Source organism: Methylobacterium sp. 142-1Y (assembly GCF_057747795.1).
Genome location: NZ_JBYLEN010000002.1, coordinates 147501 through 165077 on the forward strand (window position 1 = coordinate 147501; position 17577 = coordinate 165077).

Annotated in this window: 17 protein-coding genes, 2 tRNA genes and 2 rRNA genes (1 of these 21 cut by a window edge); 10 read left to right on the forward strand and 11 right to left on the reverse strand. The window is 68.8% G+C overall.

From position 1 onward, the window contains the following. The 5 genes from AC3AOF_RS30745 to AC3AOF_RS30765 form a co-directional block, all read right to left on the reverse strand. Window positions 1–29, reverse strand: a 23S ribosomal RNA gene (locus AC3AOF_RS30745) (it extends 2774 nt beyond the left edge of the window). A gap of 271 nt (window positions 30–300) precedes the next feature. Further along, window positions 301–376: transfer RNA gene (locus AC3AOF_RS30750), tRNA-Ala, on the reverse strand. A gap of 40 nt (window positions 377–416) precedes the next feature. Next, a tRNA-Ile gene (locus tag AC3AOF_RS30755) sits at window positions 417–493 on the reverse strand. Window positions 494–635: 142 nt separating this feature from the next. Next, a 16S ribosomal RNA gene (locus AC3AOF_RS30760) occupies window positions 636–2118 on the reverse strand. The 16S and 23S rRNA genes sit together here with 2 tRNA genes alongside, the layout of an rRNA operon. Before the next feature lie 452 nt (window positions 2119–2570). Continuing rightward, entirely contained in the window at window positions 2571–3740 is a 1170-nt protein-coding gene (locus AC3AOF_RS30765) for an epoxide hydrolase family protein (RefSeq protein ID WP_488349353.1), read from the reverse strand. A 156-nt stretch (window positions 3741–3896) separates the two neighbouring features. Here AC3AOF_RS30765 and AC3AOF_RS30770 point away from each other — a divergent pair, with 156 nt between their 5' ends. From AC3AOF_RS30770 to AC3AOF_RS30780, 3 genes are read left to right on the forward strand one after another with little or no spacing between them, the layout of a single operon-like run. After that, window positions 3897–4982 (forward strand): isocitrate/isopropylmalate dehydrogenase family protein, encoded by a 1086-nt coding sequence (locus AC3AOF_RS30770; protein WP_236993004.1) that lies wholly within the window; start codon window positions 3897–3899, stop codon window positions 4980–4982. 5 nt (window positions 4983–4987) lie between these two features. Beyond that, window positions 4988–5908, forward strand: a complete 921-nt coding sequence (locus AC3AOF_RS30775; RefSeq protein ID WP_488349354.1) for an NAD(P)-dependent oxidoreductase — start codon at window positions 4988–4990, stop codon at window positions 5906–5908. Window positions 5909–5963: 55 nt separating this feature from the next. Further along, window positions 5964–6668 (forward strand): glutathione S-transferase family protein, encoded by a 705-nt coding sequence (locus AC3AOF_RS30780; RefSeq protein ID WP_236993002.1) that lies wholly within the window; start codon window positions 5964–5966, stop codon window positions 6666–6668. A gap of 165 nt (window positions 6669–6833) precedes the next feature. On the opposite strand, the gene argC is transcribed toward AC3AOF_RS30780, so the two are convergent. Further along, window positions 6834–7775 carry an N-acetyl-gamma-glutamyl-phosphate reductase gene (gene argC, locus AC3AOF_RS30785; RefSeq protein ID WP_488349355.1) on the reverse strand — a complete coding sequence of 314 codons (942 nt, stop codon included), beginning with the start codon at window positions 7773–7775 and terminating at the stop codon, window positions 6834–6836. 239 nt (window positions 7776–8014) lie between these two features. Between argC and AC3AOF_RS30790 the strand changes: the two genes are divergently transcribed. Beyond that, on the forward strand, window positions 8015–8539 hold the full coding sequence (locus AC3AOF_RS30790; RefSeq protein ID WP_236993000.1) for a DUF5872 domain-containing protein: 525 nt from the start codon (window positions 8015–8017) through the stop codon (window positions 8537–8539). 78 nt (window positions 8540–8617) lie between these two features. Here AC3AOF_RS30790 and rpsI read toward each other — a convergent pair whose 3' ends face one another. The 3 genes from rpsI to AC3AOF_RS30805 all read right to left on the reverse strand — a co-directional run bounded on the left by rpsI (window position 8618) and on the right by AC3AOF_RS30805 (window position 10206). Continuing rightward, window positions 8618–9109 (reverse strand): 30S ribosomal protein S9, encoded by a 492-nt coding sequence (gene rpsI / locus AC3AOF_RS30795; protein ID WP_093570597.1) that lies wholly within the window; start codon window positions 9107–9109, stop codon window positions 8618–8620. Between the two features lies 1 nt (window position 9110). Next, a complete protein-coding gene (rplM, locus tag AC3AOF_RS30800; RefSeq protein WP_048426999.1) occupies window positions 9111–9572 on the reverse strand; it encodes a 50S ribosomal protein L13 in 462 nt (153 codons plus the stop codon). A gap of 184 nt (window positions 9573–9756) precedes the next feature. Next, on the reverse strand, window positions 9757–10206 hold the full coding sequence (locus AC3AOF_RS30805; protein ID WP_236992999.1) for a PaaI family thioesterase: 450 nt from the start codon (window positions 10204–10206) through the stop codon (window positions 9757–9759). A gap of 110 nt (window positions 10207–10316) precedes the next feature. On the opposite strand from AC3AOF_RS30805, the gene AC3AOF_RS30810 reads away from it, so the two are divergent. After that, window positions 10317–11111 carry an enoyl-CoA hydratase gene (locus AC3AOF_RS30810; protein ID WP_488349356.1) on the forward strand — a complete coding sequence of 265 codons (795 nt, stop codon included), beginning with the start codon at window positions 10317–10319 and terminating at the stop codon, window positions 11109–11111. Further along, window positions 11108–11635 carry a CoA-binding protein gene (locus AC3AOF_RS30815; protein ID WP_236992997.1) on the forward strand — a complete coding sequence of 176 codons (528 nt, stop codon included), beginning with the start codon at window positions 11108–11110 and terminating at the stop codon, window positions 11633–11635. The genes AC3AOF_RS30810 and AC3AOF_RS30815 overlap by 4 nt, the downstream gene beginning before the upstream one ends. 89 nt (window positions 11636–11724) lie before the next feature. On the opposite strand, the gene mgtE is transcribed toward AC3AOF_RS30815, so the two are convergent. After that, on the reverse strand, window positions 11725–13092 hold the full coding sequence (gene mgtE / locus AC3AOF_RS30820) for a magnesium transporter (RefSeq protein WP_236992996.1): 1368 nt from the start codon (window positions 13090–13092) through the stop codon (window positions 11725–11727). A gap of 343 nt (window positions 13093–13435) precedes the next feature. Between mgtE and AC3AOF_RS30825 the strand changes: the two genes are divergently transcribed. Beyond that, entirely contained in the window at window positions 13436–13882 is a 447-nt protein-coding gene (locus AC3AOF_RS30825) for a low affinity iron permease family protein (RefSeq protein ID WP_236992995.1), read from the forward strand. Window positions 13883–13888: 6 nt separating this feature from the next. On the opposite strand, the gene AC3AOF_RS30830 is transcribed toward AC3AOF_RS30825, so the two are convergent. Continuing rightward, on the reverse strand, window positions 13889–14305 hold the full coding sequence (locus tag AC3AOF_RS30830; protein ID WP_236993515.1) for a response regulator: 417 nt from the start codon (window positions 14303–14305) through the stop codon (window positions 13889–13891). 406 nt (window positions 14306–14711) lie between these two features. On the opposite strand from AC3AOF_RS30830, the gene pal reads away from it, so the two are divergent. The 3 genes from pal (at window position 14712) to tilS (ending at window position 17502) form a co-directional block, all read left to right on the forward strand. Beyond that, window positions 14712–15248 carry a peptidoglycan-associated lipoprotein Pal gene (gene pal / locus AC3AOF_RS30835; protein WP_236992994.1) on the forward strand — a complete coding sequence of 179 codons (537 nt, stop codon included), beginning with the start codon at window positions 14712–14714 and terminating at the stop codon, window positions 15246–15248. A gap of 245 nt (window positions 15249–15493) precedes the next feature. After that, window positions 15494–16432, forward strand: coding sequence for a tol-pal system protein YbgF (gene ybgF, locus AC3AOF_RS30840; RefSeq protein ID WP_236993514.1), 939 nt, complete (start codon window positions 15494–15496; stop codon window positions 16430–16432). Then, window positions 16429–17502 (forward strand): tRNA lysidine(34) synthetase TilS, encoded by a 1074-nt coding sequence (gene tilS / locus AC3AOF_RS30845; RefSeq protein WP_488349357.1) that lies wholly within the window; start codon window positions 16429–16431, stop codon window positions 17500–17502. The genes ybgF and tilS overlap by 4 nt, the downstream gene beginning before the upstream one ends. Window positions 17503–17577: the final 75 nt, after the last annotated feature.

The following is a 17577-nucleotide window of genomic DNA, read 5'->3' on the forward strand; positions in this document are numbered from 1 at the left end:
TCCACCAGATGCTCTTAAGGCACTTGATCGCTCTCATGATCGGTGTCCGGCGGTGAGCGAAAGCCTTTGCAGGCTTGGCACACCACCATCCACGGTCACGATAAAGACCGGCAGCAGGTTCTTTCGAAACCGCTGCCTTATGCTTGCCGAACGCACCCCGGCCGACCGCTTTCGCAACGGCCCGGGCACATTCCCTCTTCACGATGTCAGATATCCGCAGCCACCCGCGATTGCGTCGATGGTTGCGAAGCTCTTTGATCCGGACGACCCTCGACCTCACTGCCGATTGGCAGGGGAGGGTGGTGGAGCTGGACGGGATCGAACCGACGACCTCATGCTTGCAAAGCACGCGCTCTCCCAACTGAGCTACAGCCCCGTGGGACGCCGCTCACTGGCAGGGCATCGTCACCTGATCCTGGTGGGCCTGGGACGACTCGAACGTCCGACCTCACCCTTATCAGGGGTGCGCTCTAACCACCTGAGCTACAGGCCCGTCGCTTGGCGTACCGCCCAGCGTGTCCGGATGATGAGAAAGAGAAACGAAGACGGCGCGTCCCGCCAATTGGGTCCTGACTGGACCCTTGATCCAACGACGCCGTGAGAGTGAGCGAACTCACATCAGACAGCATCCTTAGAAAGGAGGTGATCCAGCCGCAGGTTCCCCTACGGCTACCTTGTTACGACTTCACCCCAGTCGCTGACCCTACCGTGGTCGCCTGCCCCCTTGCGGTTGGCGCAGCGCCGTCGGGTAAGACCAACTCCCATGGTGTGACGGGCGGTGTGTACAAGGCCCGGGAACGTATTCACCGTGGCGTGCTGATCCACGATTACTAGCGATTCCGCCTTCATGCACCCGAGTTGCAGAGTGCAATCCGAACTGAGACGGCTTTTGGGGATTCGCTCCAGGTCGCCCCTTCGCTGCCCATTGTCACCGCCATTGTAGCACGTGTGTAGCCCATCCCGTAAGGGCCATGAGGACTTGACGTCATCCACACCTTCCTCGCGGCTTATCACCGGCAGTCTCCCCAGAGTGCCCAACCAAATGATGGCAACTAGGGACGTGGGTTGCGCTCGTTGCGGGACTTAACCCAACATCTCACGACACGAGCTGACGACAGCCATGCAGCACCTGTGTGCACGCCTCCGAAGAGGACAACGGATCTCTCCGCCTAACATGCCATGTCAAGGGATGGTAAGGTTCTGCGCGTTGCGTCGAATTAAACCACATGCTCCACCGCTTGTGCGGGCCCCCGTCAATTCCTTTGAGTTTTAATCTTGCGACCGTACTCCCCAGGCGGAATGCTTAATGCGTTAGCGGCGCCACTGACCTGCATGCAGACCAACGGCTAGCATTCATCGTTTACAGCGTGGACTACCAGGGTATCTAATCCTGTTTGCTCCCCACGCTTTCGCGCCTCAGCGTCAGAACCGGACCAGACAGCCGCCTTCGCCACTGGTGTTCTTGCGAATATCTACGAATTTCACCTCTACACTCGCAGTTCCGCTGTCCTCTTCCGGTCTCAAGCCAACCAGTATCGAAGGCCATTCCGTGGTTGAGCCACGGGCTTTCACCCTCGACTAAATCAGCCGCCTACGCGCCCTTTACGCCCAGTGATTCCGAGCAACGCTAGCCCCCTTCGTATTACCGCGGCTGCTGGCACGAAGTTAGCCGGGGCTTATTCCTCCGGTACCGTCATTATCGTCCCGGAGAAAAGAGCTTTACAACCCTAAGGCCGTCATCACTCACGCGGCATGGCTGGATCAGGGTTGCCCCCATTGTCCAATATTCCCCACTGCTGCCTCCCGTAGGAGTCTGGGCCGTGTCTCAGTCCCAGTGTGGCTGATCATCCTCTCAGACCAGCTACTGATCGTCGCCTTGGTGAGCCATAACCTCACCAACTAGCTAATCAGACGCGGGCCGATCCTTCGGCAGTAAACCTTTCCCCAAAAGGGCGTATCCGGTATTAGCTCAAGTTTCCCTGAGTTATTCCGAACCGAAGGGCACGTTCCCACGCGTTACTCACCCGTCTGCCGCTGACCCCGAAGGGCCCGCTCGACTTGCATGTGTTAAGCCTGCCGCCAGCGTTCGCTCTGAGCCAGGATCAAACTCTCAAGTTGAAGAGCTGATCAAAGCTGATCACAATAGTAACGGAGGCTCACGACCGACCGGCGTTTCCACCAATCGTGTGAGCACCGAAACGTCAGATCAGCATCATCCTACTCACGACCGGTTCCGAAGGAACCGACCCGCAGGGACGACGCCGTCCACGCTTCTCTTTCTCGTATGAACTTGTCAAAGAGCGGGCCGGGCCGGGAGCCAGACCTTGTACCCCGGAGAACAGAAAGCCGAGCCGGGTTTCCCTGGCCCTTGCTTCACCGTCTCTGGGGAAGTCCTTCGCGGCGGCCAGTTCGTCGGCGCCCCGTCGGTGAGCGGCTGTCTAAGGGTAGCCGGCTCGCCTGTCAACACAGCCCTATCCGAGGATTGCGGCCGCGGCGACAAGGGGAGGGCAGGGGGCCTGCCCAGCCCCTGCGGTCGGTGTGTCCACGGGCTGGGTCTGCACGCTCCGCGTTCAAGCCCGGGCGGCACGCTCCTCGCGTGGCAGCGAGGTCGCGAAGGCCCGGACGTCCTCGGCGAGGAGGTCCGGCTGCTCGAGGGCGGCGAAGTGGCCGCCGCGGGGCATCTCGGTCCAGCGTCGGAGATCCGCGAACATCGTCCGTTCCGCCAGCGAGCGGGGCGGGCGGACCATCTCCTTCGGAAAGGCCGCGTAGGCGGTCGGCACCTGCACCTTCTCGCCGTCCGGCACCGGCCAGGGCCGGTGCATCCGGGAATAGTAGGGATGGAACGACGAGCCGATCGCGCCGGTGAACCAATAGAACGAGATGTTGGCGAGCATCCGGTCGCGGGGAATCGCGCTCTCGATCGTGCCGCTGCAATCCGACCAGGACCGGAATTTCTCTACGATCCAGGCGGCGAGGCCGGCCGGGGAATCCGTCAGCGCGAAGGCCAGGGTCTGGGGCTTGGTGCCCTGGATCGACTGATAGCCCGTCTCCTCCTTCAGCCAGGCCGCGACGCGCCGGTAATGCGCGGCTTCCTCCGGGGTGGCATCGCGGCCCGACAGGTCGCGGCGCACCGGCAGCATGTTGAGGTGCAGGCCCTCGACCCGGTCCGGATGGCGCCAGGCGAGCCGCGTGGTGATGAAGGCACCCCAGTCGCCGCCCTGCGCCATGAAGCGGTCGTAGCCGAGGCGCGTCATCAATTCCGAAAAGTGGTCGGCGATCTCCTCGACGCCGAGGCGCGGTTGGCCGGGGCGGAAGGACAGGCCGTAGCCGGGGAGCGACGGGGCCACGACCGTGAAGGCATCCTCCGGCCTGCCGCCGAAGCGGACCGGATCGGTCAGGCGCGGGATGAGATCGAGGAACTCGAACACCGAGCCGGGCCAGCCGTGGCAGAGGAGGAGCGGGCGAGGATTCGGCCCGCGGCCCGGTACGTGCAGGCAGTGGATGTCGATCTCACCGATGCGCGCGATGGTCTGGGGGAAGGCGTTGAGAGCGGCTTCTTGCGTGCGCCAGTCGAACCGGTCGCGCCAATACGCGACGAGGTCGGCGAGGTAGGTGACGTCGGTGCCGTAGGTCCAGGGCGCCTCGGGGGCCTGGTCGGGCAGGCGGGTGCGGGCGAGGCGCTCGCGCAGGTCGGCGAGGGCGGCATCCGGAACGCGGTAGGTGAACGGCTCTCCCGTCATCGGCGGCTCCTCTCTCATCGGATCTCTTGCCTTGTCGGATCCCGTGCCGTGGATCCCTCGCATGCGTCGGACCGGATGTCGCGGCCCGCGGCGCCGTGCTAGGCGCCCTGGCAAAGGTTCCGCGCGGGCCGCGGATCTCAAGGGAGGGGCGGAGAAATGGCGCAATATCGCATCGCCACCATCGAGGGCGACGGCATCGGGCCCGAGGTGACGCAGGCGGCGATGGCGGTGCTGAATGAGGCCTGCGGCGCAGGCACCCTCGCCTTCGAGATGCTGGAGGGCGGCGCTGGCCACTACGTGAAGAGCGGCGAGGTTTTGCCGGACGACACCTTCGCGGGCTGCCGCGACGCCGACGCGATCCTGCATGGGGCCGCCGGCCTGCCGGGGGTGGTCTATCCGGACGGGACGGAAGTCGGCAACGACCTGCACTTACGCCTGCGCTTCCGCCTCGACCTCTATGCCAATGTCCGGCCGATCAAGCTCCTGCCCGGCGTGCTCTCGCCGTTGCGCGCCTTCGAGGGCGGCGGCATCGACTACGTCATCGTGCGTGAGAACACCGAGGGGCTCTATGCCAGCCGCGGCGCCGGGGTGGTCCTGCGCGACGAGATCGCCTCGGACAGCCTCGTCGTGACCCGCAAGGGGACCGAGCGGGTGGCGCGCTTCGCCTTCGATCTGGCAGCCAAGCGCTCCGGCGCGCCGCGGGACGGGCAAAGCCGGGTGACGGTCTGCGACAAGGCCAACATCCTGCGGTCCTACGCCTTCTTCCGCCGAATCTGCGACGAGGTGAAATCCGAGTATCCCGGCATCGGGATCGATTACGCCTATGCCGACGCGATCACCGTGCACATGCTCAAGCGGCCGGATTTCTACGACGTGATCGTGGCCGAGAACATGTTCGGCGACATCATCTCGGATCTCGGCGCCGCCACCGTCGGCGGGATGGGCATCTCGCCTTCGGGCGAGATCGGCGACGGCCACGCCCTGTTCCAGGGCGCCCACGGCTCGGCGCCGGACATCGCCGGGCAGAACGTCGCGAGCCCGGTCGCCACCATCCTGTCGGGGGTGATGCTGCTGCGCTGGCTCGCCGACCGGAGGAACGATGCGGCTTTGGCCGTCGCGGCGGACCGGATCGAGGCGGCTCTCGGCACCGTGTTGCGCGAGGGGCGGGCGGTGCCGCGCGATCTCGGCGGCACCGCCACCTGCACCGCGGTGGCGGATGCGGTGCGCCGGGCGCTCGCCTGAACTCATTGTCGAGGAGACTTCATCATATGAGCAAGCAGAGCGTGGGCATCGTCGGCGTCGGGCTGATGGGGCATGGCATCGCCCTCAACGTCGCCCGGAAGGGCTGGCCGCTGGGCTATCTCGACCATCCGGGCAACCAGCCGACGGACGACCTCGACGCCTTGGGTGCGACGCGCCACGCCGACCGGGCGTCGCTGGCGCGGGCGAGCGAGGTGGTGATCCTGTGCGTCACCGGTACGCCGCAGGTCGAGGACGTCTTGCTCGGTGACAATGGGCTCCTCGCCTCCCTGCGGCCCGGCACGGTGGTGATCGATTGCTCGACCGCGGTCCCGGCCTCGACGGCGCGGGTCGCGGCGGCGGTGCGCCACGCCGGCGGGCGCTTCCTCGACGCGCCGATGACCCGCACCCCGAAGGAGGCGGCGGAGGGGCGTCTCAACCTCCTGGTCGGGGCCGAGCCGGAGCTGTTCTCGGCGATGCAGCCGCTGCTCTCGGCCTTCGCCGAGAACATCTTCCATGCCGGGTCCGAGGCCGGGGCGGGCCACACCCTCAAGCTCCTGCACAATTACGTCTCGCTCGGCTCCGTCGCGCTGATCGCCGAGGCGGCGTCCTGCGCCGGCCGGGCCGGTATCGCGCCCGAGGTGCTGGTCGAGGTTTTGCGCAAGGGCGGCGGCCACGGCGCGGCGCTCGACCGGCTGTCGCCCTTCCTGCTCGCCGGCGATTCCTCGCCGATGCGGTTCTCGATCGCCAATGCCCGCAAAGACCTGAGCTACTACGTGGCGATGGCCGAGGGTCTGGGCGCCGAGCGCGCGGTCGCCGAGGGGGTGCTGGCCGATCTCGACGGGCTGGTCGAGGCCGGGCACGGTGCCGACCACCTGCCGCTCTTGGCCAAGCACTTCGCGGCCAAGCACTTCGCGGCCAAGGACTGACGCGGGTCGGCACGGTCGGGTATCGTCGCGACCCTCTCAAGGGAGTTTCCTGGCGATGCCCGACCTCTCCACCTTCCCGATCACCGCTCGCTGGCCGGCCCGGCATCCGGACCGGATCCAGCTCTATTCCTGGCCGACGCCGAACGGCGTGAAGGTCTCGATCGCGCTGGAGGAGCTGGGGCTCCCTTACGAGCCGCACGCCGTCGATATCGGCAAGAACGAGACCTGGAAACCCGAGTTCCTGTCACTCAACCCGAACGGCAAGATCCCGGCGATCATCGATCCGGACGGGCCGGGGGCCAAGCCGCTCGCGTTGTTCGAATCGGGCGCGATCCTGCTCTATCTGGCGGAGAAGACCGGGCGGCTGATCCCGGCCGATCCGGCCGGGCGCTACGAGACGGCGCAGTGGCTCTTCTTCCAGATGGCGGCACTCGGGCCGATGTTCGGCCAGCTCGGCTATTTTCATAAATTCGCCGGCCGCGAGATCGAGGACAAGCGGCCGCTCAACCGCTATCGCGACGAGTCGAAGCGGCTGCTCGGAGTGCTGGAGACACGGCTTTCCGGGCGCGACTGGATCATGGGCGCCGACTACACCATCGCCGACATCGCGATGCTCGGCTGGGTGCGCAACCTGATCGGCTTCTACGAAGCGCGGGAAATGGTGGGTTACGACGCGCTCGAGGCCGTTCCGGCCTGGTTGGACCGGGGGCTCGCTCGCCCGGCGGTGCAGCGCGGGTTGGAGATCCCGTCGCGGGGATAGGCTCGGGCCTGTTCGATCGGGTAGACCGAACTCCACCTCTCCATCGTCATCCCGGGGCCGCGAGAGCGGAACCCGGGATGACATCGAGGATGTCGGTGCTGTCGGGTTCATCGAACAGGCTCTTCGATTGCCGGAGGAGTTTCCTCCTCTCGGACGACCCGCCCCTCAGTCCAGATCGAGCATCAGGCGCAGGTTCTGCACCGCGGCGCCCGAGGCGCCCTTGCCGAGATTGTCGAGGCGCGCGACGAGCACCGCCTGGCGGTGGGTGTCGGAGCCGAACACCCGGAGCTCGAGCGTGTCGGTGTCGTTCAGCGCCTCGGGCTCGATGCGCTCGCGGTCGGCGCCGTCCTCAGCCGCAGTCACGACCTTGACCAGCGTGGCGCCGGCGTAGCGGGCAGCCAGCGCGGCTTCGAGATCGGCGACGCTCGGTCGGCCGGGCAGCAGGTCGAGATGCAGCGGGATCGACACCAGCATGCCCTGCCGGAAGTTGCCCACCGACGGCACGAAGATCGGGCGACGGGTCAGGCCGGCATATTTCTGCGTCTCGGGCAGGTGCTTGTGGCTAAAACCCAGGCCGTAGAGCTGGAAGGCCGGGGCCTCGCCGGCCTCGAACGCCTCGATCATCTTGCGGCCGCCGCCGCTATAGCCCGAGACCGCGTTGATGCTGATGGGGTGGTCGGCGGGGATCAGCCCGGCATCGACCAGGGGGCGCAGCAGCGCGATGGCGCCGGTCGGGTAGCAGCCCGGGTTGGAGACGCGGCGCGACGCCCTGATGGCGGATTCCTGCTCGGGCGCCAGTTCGGCGAAGCCGTAGGTCCAGGCCGGATCGACCCGGTAGGCGGTGCTGGCATCGAGCAGCCGCGGGCCGCCGCCGGGCAGGGAATCGGCGAGCGCCGCCGTCTCGCGCGAGGCGTCGTCGGGCAGGCAGAGGATGACGAGATCGACCTCGGACAGGAGCGTGCGCTTCGCCTCCGGGTCCTTGCGGCTCTCGTGCGGGATCGACCGGACCGTGATGTCGTCGAAGGCGTCCAGGCGCTCGCGGATGCCGAGACCGGTCGTGCCGGCCTCGCCGTCGATGAAGACGCTCGGGCTGTGCGTGCGGGTCATGGGCGAAGTCTCCGTGGCGCGGACCGGCCGATGCCGAACGACGCGCGTCGTGATGGGGGACGGGGGGCCGTCGAGTCAATCGGCAATGACGGTCCGTGAGGGGAGGAACTGTGCGGCGTGATTCGCGACGGTCTCATGTCGCAGGCCTGTCCACAGCCGGAGAACCCGCCCCAGAGGAACCCGGCCCTCGCCGCCCGGTTGTGCTGCCAGATCAGAGCAGACGACATCAGGAGCCCATCATGGCCGGTACCGCCAAGAAGACCGACCCGAAGCTGTGGGAGAAGGTGAAGAAGGACGTCACCCGCTCCGCGAAGGGCGGCAAGCCCGGCCAATGGTCGGCCCGCAAGGCGCAGATGGCAGTGCAGGAATACAAGGAGGAGGGCGGCGGCTACGAGGGCAAGAAGTCGTCCGACAACCACCTCAAGCAATGGACCGACGAGGAGTGGGGCACCAAGTCGGGCAAGGAGAGCGGCAAGACCGGCGAGCGCTACCTGCCGAAGAAGGCCCGCGAGGAGCTGTCCGACGACGAGTACAAGCGCTCGACGGCCAAGAAGCGGGCCGACAGCGCCAAGGGCCGGCAGCATTCGAAGCAGCCGAAGGACGTGGCGAAGAAGGCGGCCGCCGCGCGCAAGGCCTCGCACAAGACCGGCGGCCGGGACGGCGGCCCGACCAAGGCCGAGCTGATGCAGAAGGCCCGGGCGAAGAACATTCCGGGCCGCTCCACCATGTCGAAGGGCGAGCTGGAGCGGGCGCTGGGCGCCTGAACAGGTATCCTGTAACCGCAAAAAGGGCGGGCCCTCGCGGGCCCGCCCTCCTTTTTTTCCGTGACCGGAAAGGTCGCCTTAGCGCTTCGAGAACTGGAAGCTGCGGCGAGCCTTCTTGCGGCCGTACTTCTTGCGCTCGACCACGCGCGGGTCGCGGGTCAGGAAGCCCTCGCGCTTCAGCGGGGAGCGCAGCTCGGGCTCGAAATAGGTCAGGGCCTTGGACAGGCCGTGACGCACCGCACCGGCCTGGCCGGAGAGGCCGCCGCCAGCGACCGTGACGACGATGTCGTACTGGTCGACGCGGTCGACGATCTGGAGCGGCTGCTGCAGGATCATCCGCAGCACCGGGCGGGCGAAGTAGGTGTCGACCGGACGGTCGTTCACCGTGATCTTGCCGGCGCCGGGCTTGATCCAGACGCGGGCGATCGCGTCCTTGCGCTTGCCGGTGGCGTAGGCGCGGCCGAGGGAGTCCAGCTTCTGGACGTGGACCGGGGCCTCGTTCTCGCCCTGCGAGGAGTTCTGGGCCTTGCTGGCCTGGCCGAGGTCGGCGAGAGACTGAAGGGTCGCCATCTTACGCGCTCACGTTCTTGCGGTTGAGAGCGGCGACGTCGAGCGTCTCCGGCTGCTGGGCGGTGTGGGGATGCTCGTTGCCCTTGTAGACCCGGAGGTTGCCCAGGATCTGCCGGAACAGCGGGCCGCGCGGCAGCATGCGCTCCACGGCCTTCTCGACGATACGCTCGGGGAAGCGGCCTTCGAGGATGAACTTGGCCGAGCGCTCCTTGATGCCGCCGGCGTAACCAGTGTGGTGGTAGTACACCTTCTGGTTATACTTGCGGCCGGTGAACTTCACCTTCTCGGCATTGATGACGATGACGTTATCGCCGCAATCGACGTGGGGCGTGTACTGGGGCTTGTGCTTGCCCCGCAGACGCATCGCGATGATCGACGCCAGGCGGCCGACCACCAGGCCCTCCGCGTCGATGACCACCCACTTCTTGTCGACGTCGGCGGGCTTCAGCGAAAAAGTCTTCATCGCGGATAAGTCCCGGAAGTCTTGACGAAAAAAACAGGACGCCGCTGCGGTCAGTGATGAGCGCGCAGCGGCGATGCCGGCTCAGTAACGGAGGTTCCCGCCGACGTCAAGCGGACCGGAAAACCCGAAACGGCAAAAAAGCGAGCTTTTCGAGCGGCTTCCGCGTAGCGGTATCATGATACCGCTATTTCGGCGGGATCGCGTAGGTGCCGGTAGCGTGGCAGACGAGGTCGTCGAGGCCCTGATCGTTTTTTTTGCCCCGGCTCCGGATCAGCACCTCGCCGACGGCGAGCGAGCGCCCGAGCTTGAGCAGGCGCGCTTCGGCCAGGAGATCGGCTTGCGCGGGCTTGCGCATGAAGTTGAACGACAGGTTGGTGGTGACGGCGAGCGCCACCGGGCCGATCTGGGCCAGGATCGCGACGTAGAGCGCAACGTCGGCGAGCGCCATCATGGCCGGGCCGGAGATCGTGCCGCCGGGGCGCAGGTGGCGCTCGTGATAGGGCAGGCGCATCGTGGCCGTCATCGGGCCGACGCTCTCGACCACCGGGCCGGGGCCGCCGTGATGGATCTGCGGAAAGGCCTCGTCGAGGAAGGCCGCGACCGCGTCGCGGTCCATCATGGGGGCGGCAGGCATGCGTGGGGCGTTTCCGGTCGGTGTCATGCACGATCTTGCAGCACGGCGCCCGGCACCGGACAATAGGCCATCCGTTCCGCCCTGACCCGAGACCGCGACTCCGAGCCCCCATGTCCGATACCATGACCGACACCCAGCTCTTGCGCGACGACCGCGACGGCGTCGCGACCCTGATTCTCAACCGGCCGCGGGCCCGCAACGCCCTCTCGCACGCGATGCTCACCGCCCTGTCGGAGGAATTCTCCCGGCTCTCCCGGGACGGGAGCGTACGCGCCGTGGTGCTGGCGGCCGAAGGGCCCGCTTTCTGCGCCGGCCACGACCTCAAGGAGATGACCGCCTACCGGGCGGAATCCGACCGGGGCGCCGAGCGCTTCAAGGACCTGTTCGACCTCTGCTCGTCGGTGATGATGGCGATCCCCGCCCTGCCGCAGCCGGTGATCGCCGCCGTGGAAGGAATCGCGACGGCGGCGGGCTGCCAGCTGGTGGCCTCCTGCGACCTCGCGGTGGCCGGCGGGGACGCCCGCTTCGCCACGCCGGGCGTGCAGATCGGCCTGTTCTGCTCGACCCCGATGGTGGCGCTCTCGCGCAACCTGTCGCGCAAGGCCGCCATGGCGATGCTGCTCACCGCCGAGATGGCGGAGGCCGAAGAGGCGAAGGCGCTCGGACTCGTCAACCGGGTGGTGCCCGCCGGCACGGCGCTGAGCGCCGCGCAGGACCTCGCCGCCGGGATCGCCGCGCGCAGCGCCTATACGGTGCGGGTCGGCAAGCGCGCCTTCTACGAGCAACTGGAGATGCCGCTGGCGGAGGCCTATGCCCATGCCGGACGGGTGATGACCGAGAACATGCTGGCTCGCGCGGCCGAAGATGGCATCGCGGCCTTCCTCGACAAGAAGGCAGCGCGATGAGCCATCATGACCGCTACGACGACGAGGCGCTCCGAAAAATCCTGCAGGCGGTGCGCAGCATCGCGCTGGTCGGCGCCTCCGCCAACCCGGCCCGGCCGAGCTGGATCGTCACCAAGTACCTGCTGGAGCGCGGGTATCAGGTGATCCCGGTCAATCCGGGCCTCGCCGGGACCGAGCTCCTGGGCCGGCCGGTGGTGGCGCGGCTCGCCGACCTCGCCCAGCCGGTCGACATGGTGGAGATTTTTCGCAATTCCGAGGCCGCCGGCCCGCTGGTCGACGAGGCTCTGGCCCTCGACCCGCTGCCTCGGGTGATCTGGATGCAGCTCGGCGTGCGCAACGACGAGGCGGCGGCCCGGGCCGAGGCGCGGGGCGTCACCGTGGTGATGAACCGCTGCCCGAAGATCGAGTATGGGCGGCTCTCGGGCGAGATCGGCTGGACGGGGGTGAATTCCCGTATCCTGAGCGCCAAGCGGCCGAAGCTGGCGGCGAAGGGGTTCCAGAAGCTGACGATCGAGGAGCGCTAAAGCACGTCATGGTCTCGACCCCACCCTCGACCTCGGGATGAGGTTGAGGGTGGGATGGACAGGACCGACACAGCGACGCTTTTGGCGTGCTACAACAACGTCCCCTTCAGGATCACCAGCGCCACCGTGAAGTAGATCACCAGACCCGACACGTCGACGAGGGTCGCGACGAACGGGGCCGAGGCGGTGGCGGGGTCGAAGCCGACGCGCTGGAGGATGAAGGGCAGCATCGAGCCGGTGAGCGAGCCGAACAGCACGATGCCGACGAGCGCCGTGCCGACCGTGGCGGCGACCAGGAACCAATGCTCGCCGTAATCGTAGAAGCCGAGTTTCTGCCAGATCACGATCCGCACCACGCCGATCGTGCCGAGGATCGCCCCGAGCGTCAGGCCGGCCGGGATCTCGCGGAGCGCCACCCGCCACCAGTCGGACAGGCGCACCTGGTGGAGCGCCAGTGCCCGGATCAGCAGCGAGGTCGCCTGCGAGCCCGAATTGCCGCCCGAGCTCATGATGAGCGGGATGAACAGGGTCAGGACCAGGGCCTTTTCCAGCTCGCCCTCGAAACCCTGCATCGCGCTGGCGGTCAGCATCTCCGAGAGGAACAGCACGCAGAGCCAGCCGGCCCGCTTGCGGATCATGGTCAGGAAGTTGATCGACATGTAGGGCTCGTCGAGCGCCTCCATGCCGCCGAAGCGCTGCACGTCCTCGGTCTGCTTCTGGATCATCGCGTCGATCACGTCGTCGACGGTGACGATGCCGACGACGTGGTTGCTCGCATCGACCACCGGCACGGCGAGCAGGTCGTATTTCGAGATCAGGCGGGCCGCCTCGTCGCGGCTGGCATCGGCCGAGACCACCACCGGGCGGCGGTTCGGCGCCACCGACAGGATGTTGTCCTCCGGGTTGCCGGTGATCAGGCGGCGCAGGGGGACCGCCTTGGCGAGCGCCCCGGTGCGCGGATCGAGCACGAAGATCGAGTAGACGGTCTCGCGGGTGCGCTCGACCTTGCGGATGTAGTCGAGGGTGAGCCCGACGGTCCAGGTCGTCGGCACGGCGACGAACTCGGTCGTCATGATCGAGCCGACGCTCTCCTCCGGATAGGCGATGAGCGTGTCGACCGCCCCGCGGGTCTCGGCGTCGAGGCGGGCGCGCAGGTCGGAGCGGCCCGGCTCCTCGATCTCCTTGAACACGTCGGTGACCCGGTCGGCCGACATGCCCGACAGGAACGAGGCGACGCGGTCGCGCGGCAGCATCTCGATGATGTCGGGGGCGCAGTCGAGCGAGGGCTGGTCCAGCACCTCGACGGCGCGGTCGTGCGGCAGGCTGAGCAGGATGGCGGCGGCCACCTCCGGCGCCTCCCGGTTCAGGGCCTCGGCGATGTCGGGGGCGCTCTCCTCGGAGAGGCGTGCGGCGAGGGCGGCGGGCTCGACGGGGGCGTCGATCACGGTGTCGATCATGGCTCACCTGTTTGGGGCGCTGGCGTCGGCCGGCCGTCCCCGGCCGGTCGCGGTGAGCCGCCGACAGGCGAAGCGCGCGGGACCTCAGGCCGGAGACGGCAAGGGCGGTCGACTGTGACTGTCGCTCGGCATGGAGTTCGGGGGTGTCCGGGAGTGCCGTAGCGCGAGAGCGCGCCGCGAGCGGCCTGTCACTGCGCCGGCCTGCCGGCCGCGTCAAGAGGGGAACCGGATGCGCACGATCGGAATTCGTAAGCGGGATCTCAATCAGCCCGGAGCCCTTGGAAACCTTGGGGAAATCTTCCAGGAATCCATTCCGGGAAACCGGGCCGCCGCGGGAGCCACGATGGCGACGACACCTGTCCGCACCTTCTCGGATTTCGCCGCCGCGGTCGCCCGGGCGGCGGGCCGTCCCGGTACCTTCGCGGCGAGCCTGCTCCTGATCGCGGTCTGGGCGGTGACCGGCCCGCTGTTCCACTACTCGGATACCTGGCAGCTGATCATCAACACCGGAACCACCATCGTGACGTTCCTGATGGTGTTCCTGATCCAGAACACCCAGAACCGCGACGGGGCGGCGATCCAGGCCAAGCTCGACGAGCTGATCCGGGCGAGCGCGGCCCAGAACGCCTATATCGGCATCGAGCACCTGACCGAGGAGGAACTCGATTCCCTGCGCGCCCGCTGCGAGGCGCGGGCGAAGAACTTCCATCTCGGCGACGCGGCGGACGCCGCCGAGGAGGCCGCCAACGCCAAGGCCGCCGCAGCCGCCCGGGCCGCGACCGGCGCGTGAGCCGTCTCACGCACAGAGCTGGCGCGACGCCTCGATCTCGCTGGCCATCATCCGGGCGAGACGCAGGATGTCGGCGATCACGAAGGGCTTGGTGACGAAGATGCTCCCGGGCACCGCCGGGTGGTTCAGGTTCGCCGTGGTCGAGGAATAGATCACCGGCCGGAGCGGCTGGATCCGCCGGTAGGCTTCGGCCACGCCCCAACCGTCGACGAGACCCGGAAGCCGGATGTCGGTGAGGAGCCAGTCGATCCGCGCGCCGTGCTCGCGCAGCAGGGTCAGCGCCGCCTCGCCGCTCGACGCGGTCAGCGTCTCGACGCCGTGCTGCTCGCACAGGGTCACCAGCAGCTCGAGCAGCATGTAGCTGTCCTCGACGATCAGGACGCAGGGCTTGCGAACCGGGGGCTTGGAGCCCGAATGGGGCATTCGGGGCGAGGGCAGTGTCGCGGGCATCGCGGGCGAATCTCGATCGTCGGTCCGGCGACGGTCCGACGTCCTGGTTAATGAAACGTCAACGGATCGGGGCCAGGATGTTGCGGGAATGCAACAAGGGCCGGGCGCGCGCGGCGATCGCGTCCCGCGCCGCAGCGTAGCCGTATTTCAACGGTGTCTGGGACTCGCCCCGTCGCGTGCCGGGGCTCGGCCTGACGGCGGCTCCGTGCCGCGCGGTCCCGCCGGGACGCAAGGTTCCGTCAAGCTTGACGAAAACCTTCGCTTAACCGGTCGGGCCTATGGACGATTGCGTGTCGTGAAGCGGCGTTGCCGGGCTCCTCGTACGGCTCGGACCTCGCCGGGTGCGGCCCCACGGGGTCGCCAGAGGAGTTCCCAGTCGATGCCGCTGTCGCTCGCGCCCCTGCGCGCGCTCAAGATCGCCGCCGCCCTCGGGCTCGCCCTGTCGATGGCGGCCTGCGCGAGCAACAACGACCTCGCCGATGCCTCGGCGGCCTACGGGGCCGGCGGACCCGGCGGCTATGGCGGCCGCGGCGGGCCCGCGACGCCGGGCAGCGCCCAGGATTTCGTGGTCAATGTCGGCGACCGGGTGTTCTTCGAGTCCGACTCGACGGACCTGAGTTCTACCGCCACCGCCACCCTCGACAAGCAGGCCCAGTGGCTGCAGCGCTACCCGCGCTACACCTTCCTGATCGAGGGCCATGCCGACGAGCGCGGCACCCGCGAGTACAACTTCGCCCTCGGCGCCCGCCGCTCGCAGGCCGTCCGGGACTATCTCGCCTCCCGGGGCATCGGCTCGAACCGGATGCGTACCGTCTCCTACGGCAAGGAGCGCCCGGTCGCGGTCTGCAACGACATCTCGTGCTGGTCGCAGAACCGCCGCGCCGTCACGGTGCTGGACGGCGGCGCCGGCTCGTGAGGCCAGGGCGGCGTACGCCGCCGTCCTGGAAAGTACCCGGCGGCGTACGCCGCCGTCCCGCGAAGCGAACCGTGCGGCGCGAGCCGCCGTCTTGCAGAGCGAAAGGGGCGGCGCACGCCGTCCCTTTCGGACCGAGGTGAACGGGACGGCGCCCGCCGTTCCTTTTGCCGGGAGCCGCGGCATCTGCTAACCCCCGCTCCCGAGTGCGGACCCGCCGCCTGACCCGAGCCGTGATGCGCCCCGCCATGCTTCGCCGCCTGCTCCTCGCCCCCCTCGCCGTCTCGGGGCTCGCCCTCGCCGCCGCATGCCCGGCCGCGGCCCAGGACGCCGCCGAGTTCGTGGTGCGCCTCAACCGGCTGGAGAACCAGTCGCGCCAGATGGCGGGCCAGATCGAATCGCTCCAGTACGAGAACCGCCAGCTCAAGGAGCAGCTGCGCAAGTTCCAGGAGGACGTCGAGTTCCGCTTCCAGGAGTCGAAGGGCGGGCAGAAGCCCGCGGCCTCGACGCCGCCGGCCAAGCCTCACAAGCGCAGCGACGCCTTCGACCCGTCCCAGAATCCCGACGCGCCGGGCGCGCCCCAGACGCTGGGCGCGACGACGCCCTCTCAGGCGCCCCGGTCGACCGCCCCGGCGACCCCGGGCGCCACCGCCGCCCTGGCGCCGCCCCGTGCGGCGATCGAGGAGCCGGCGCCCGAATACGGCGAGCCGGTGGACCTGCGCCCACCCTCCCGTCCGGCCGCCGCCGCGCCGACCCCGGCGCCGCGGCCCTCCGCCAGCGTCGCGGCCACCGGCAGCGGCGACGCGAAGGCGGATTACGAGGCGGCCTACGCCTACGTGCTCCAGCGCCAGTACGAGCAGGCCGAGATGAGCCTGCGCCAGTTCATCCAGTCCCATCCCCGCGATGCCCTGGTGCCGGACGCGACCTACTGGCTCGGGGAGAGCTACCTGCAGCGCAACCGCACCCGCGAGGCGGCCGAGCAGTTCCTGAAGGTCTCGACCGACTATGCCCGCTCGCGCAAGGCGCCGGACGCCATGCTGAAGCTCGGCGCCTCGCTCAACGCGCTCGGCGCCCGCGAGCAGGCCTGCGCCACCCTGGCCGAGCTGGAGCGCAAGTTCCCGCAGGCCTCCTCGACGGTCAGGCAGGGGGTCGACCGGGAGCAGCGGCGCGCGCGCTGCGCGGCGTGACCCGCCCGGAAGGGCCGCCTGTCGACGAACCCTTGAGTCCCGCCGAGGGCGCGGCTCTCCTCGGGCCCTGGATCGGCCCGGCTGCCACTTATCGGGGCGCCGTACTGGCGGTGTCCGGAGGACCCGATTCGACGGCGCTGATGGGCTGCGCCGCCCTGGCGGAACGCGGGATTCCCGTGATCGCCGCCACCGTCGACCACGGCCTGCGCCCCGCCTCGGCCGGGGAAGCGGAGGGGGTCGCCGGCCTCGCCGCCCGGCTCGGGCTCATCCATCGCATCCTCCCCTGGACCGGCCCCAAGCCCGCTTCGCGCCTCCAGGAGGCGGCCCGGGCGGCGCGCTACCGCCTGTTGGCCGACCTCGCCCGGGAGACCGGTGCCGACCTCGTCCTCACCGCCCACACCCTCGACGACCAGGCCGAGACCGTGCTGATGCGCCTCTGCGCCGGCTCCGGTCCCGCCGGCCTCGCCGGCATGGCGCCGGCCCGCGCCCTCGACGGTTTCACCCTCGGCCGGCCCTTCCTCGGCGTGCCGAAGGCCCGCCTCGTCGCCACCTGCGACGCCCAGGGCTGGCCGTTCGTGCGCGACCCCTCCAACACCGATCCGCGCTTCGGCCGCGCCCGCCTGCGGCACCTCATGCCGCTGCTCGCCGAGGAGGGGCTGACGCCCGGACGACTCGCCCGCCTCGCCGGGCGCCTGCGCCGCGACGAGGACGCCCTGGCGCAGGCCGCCGCCTCGGCCCTGCGCGACCTCCGCTGTCTTTCGCCGGGCGGGGAGGGCTCCCTGACCCTCGACGGGCCCGGGCTCGCGGCCCTGCCGGAGGCTTTGGCCCTGCGGGTCGTCGGCCTCGCGGTCGCGGCCGCGCAGGGCGAGGCGGGACACGGTGATCCTCGCGCCTATCCGCCGCGCCTGGACCGACTGGAGCGGATCGTCCTCGGCGAGATCCTGCCGGCGTTGCGCGGCGGCTTGCCCTGCCGGCGCACCGTCGCGGGACTCCTCCTGGCCGCCGGCGGCGGCCGGCTGACGATGAGCCCGGCGCCGCCCAGACGCTTCCCGGGATCCCGCCCGGCCTGACGCGAGGGACGGCCCGCGGCGCCGCAGGCGCGGGCGATTACTTGGCAAGCCCCGGGCGGGTGCCTACATTGCGTT

Bases quoted from the DNA above. Each gene is read 5' to 3' on its own strand.
- rpsI (WP_093570597.1), bottom strand. From the start codon at position 9,109: ATGGCGACCCTTCAGTCTCTCGCCGACCTCGGCCAGGCCAGCAAGGCC.
- AC3AOF_RS30790 (WP_236993000.1), top strand. From the start codon at position 8,015: ATGGCCGGTACCGCCAAGAAGACCGACCCGAAGCTGTGGGAGAAGGTG.
- mgtE (WP_236992996.1), bottom strand. From the start codon at position 13,092: ATGATCGACACCGTGATCGACGCCCCCGTCGAGCCCGCCGCCCTCGCC.
- AC3AOF_RS30780 (WP_236993002.1), top strand. From the start codon at position 5,964: ATGCCCGACCTCTCCACCTTCCCGATCACCGCTCGCTGGCCGGCCCGG.
- AC3AOF_RS30815 (WP_236992997.1), top strand. From the start codon at position 11,108: ATGAGCCATCATGACCGCTACGACGACGAGGCGCTCCGAAAAATCCTG.
- pal (WP_236992994.1), top strand. From the start codon at position 14,712: ATGCCGCTGTCGCTCGCGCCCCTGCGCGCGCTCAAGATCGCCGCCGCC.
- AC3AOF_RS30830 (WP_236993515.1), bottom strand. From the start codon at position 14,305: ATGCCCCATTCGGGCTCCAAGCCCCCGGTTCGCAAGCCCTGCGTCCTG.
- rplM (WP_048426999.1), bottom strand. From the start codon at position 9,572: ATGAAGACTTTTTCGCTGAAGCCCGCCGACGTCGACAAGAAGTGGGTG.
- AC3AOF_RS30770 (WP_236993004.1), top strand. From the start codon at position 3,897: ATGGCGCAATATCGCATCGCCACCATCGAGGGCGACGGCATCGGGCCC.
- AC3AOF_RS30825 (WP_236992995.1), top strand. From the start codon at position 13,436: ATGGCGACGACACCTGTCCGCACCTTCTCGGATTTCGCCGCCGCGGTC.
- ybgF (WP_236993514.1), top strand. From the start codon at position 15,494: ATGCTTCGCCGCCTGCTCCTCGCCCCCCTCGCCGTCTCGGGGCTCGCC.
- argC (WP_488349355.1), bottom strand. From the start codon at position 7,775: ATGACCCGCACGCACAGCCCGAGCGTCTTCATCGACGGCGAGGCCGGC.
- AC3AOF_RS30810 (WP_488349356.1), top strand. From the start codon at position 10,317: ATGTCCGATACCATGACCGACACCCAGCTCTTGCGCGACGACCGCGAC.
- AC3AOF_RS30765 (WP_488349353.1), bottom strand. From the start codon at position 3,740: ATGACGGGAGAGCCGTTCACCTACCGCGTTCCGGATGCCGCCCTCGCC.
- AC3AOF_RS30805 (WP_236992999.1), bottom strand. From the start codon at position 10,206: ATGCCTGCCGCCCCCATGATGGACCGCGACGCGGTCGCGGCCTTCCTC.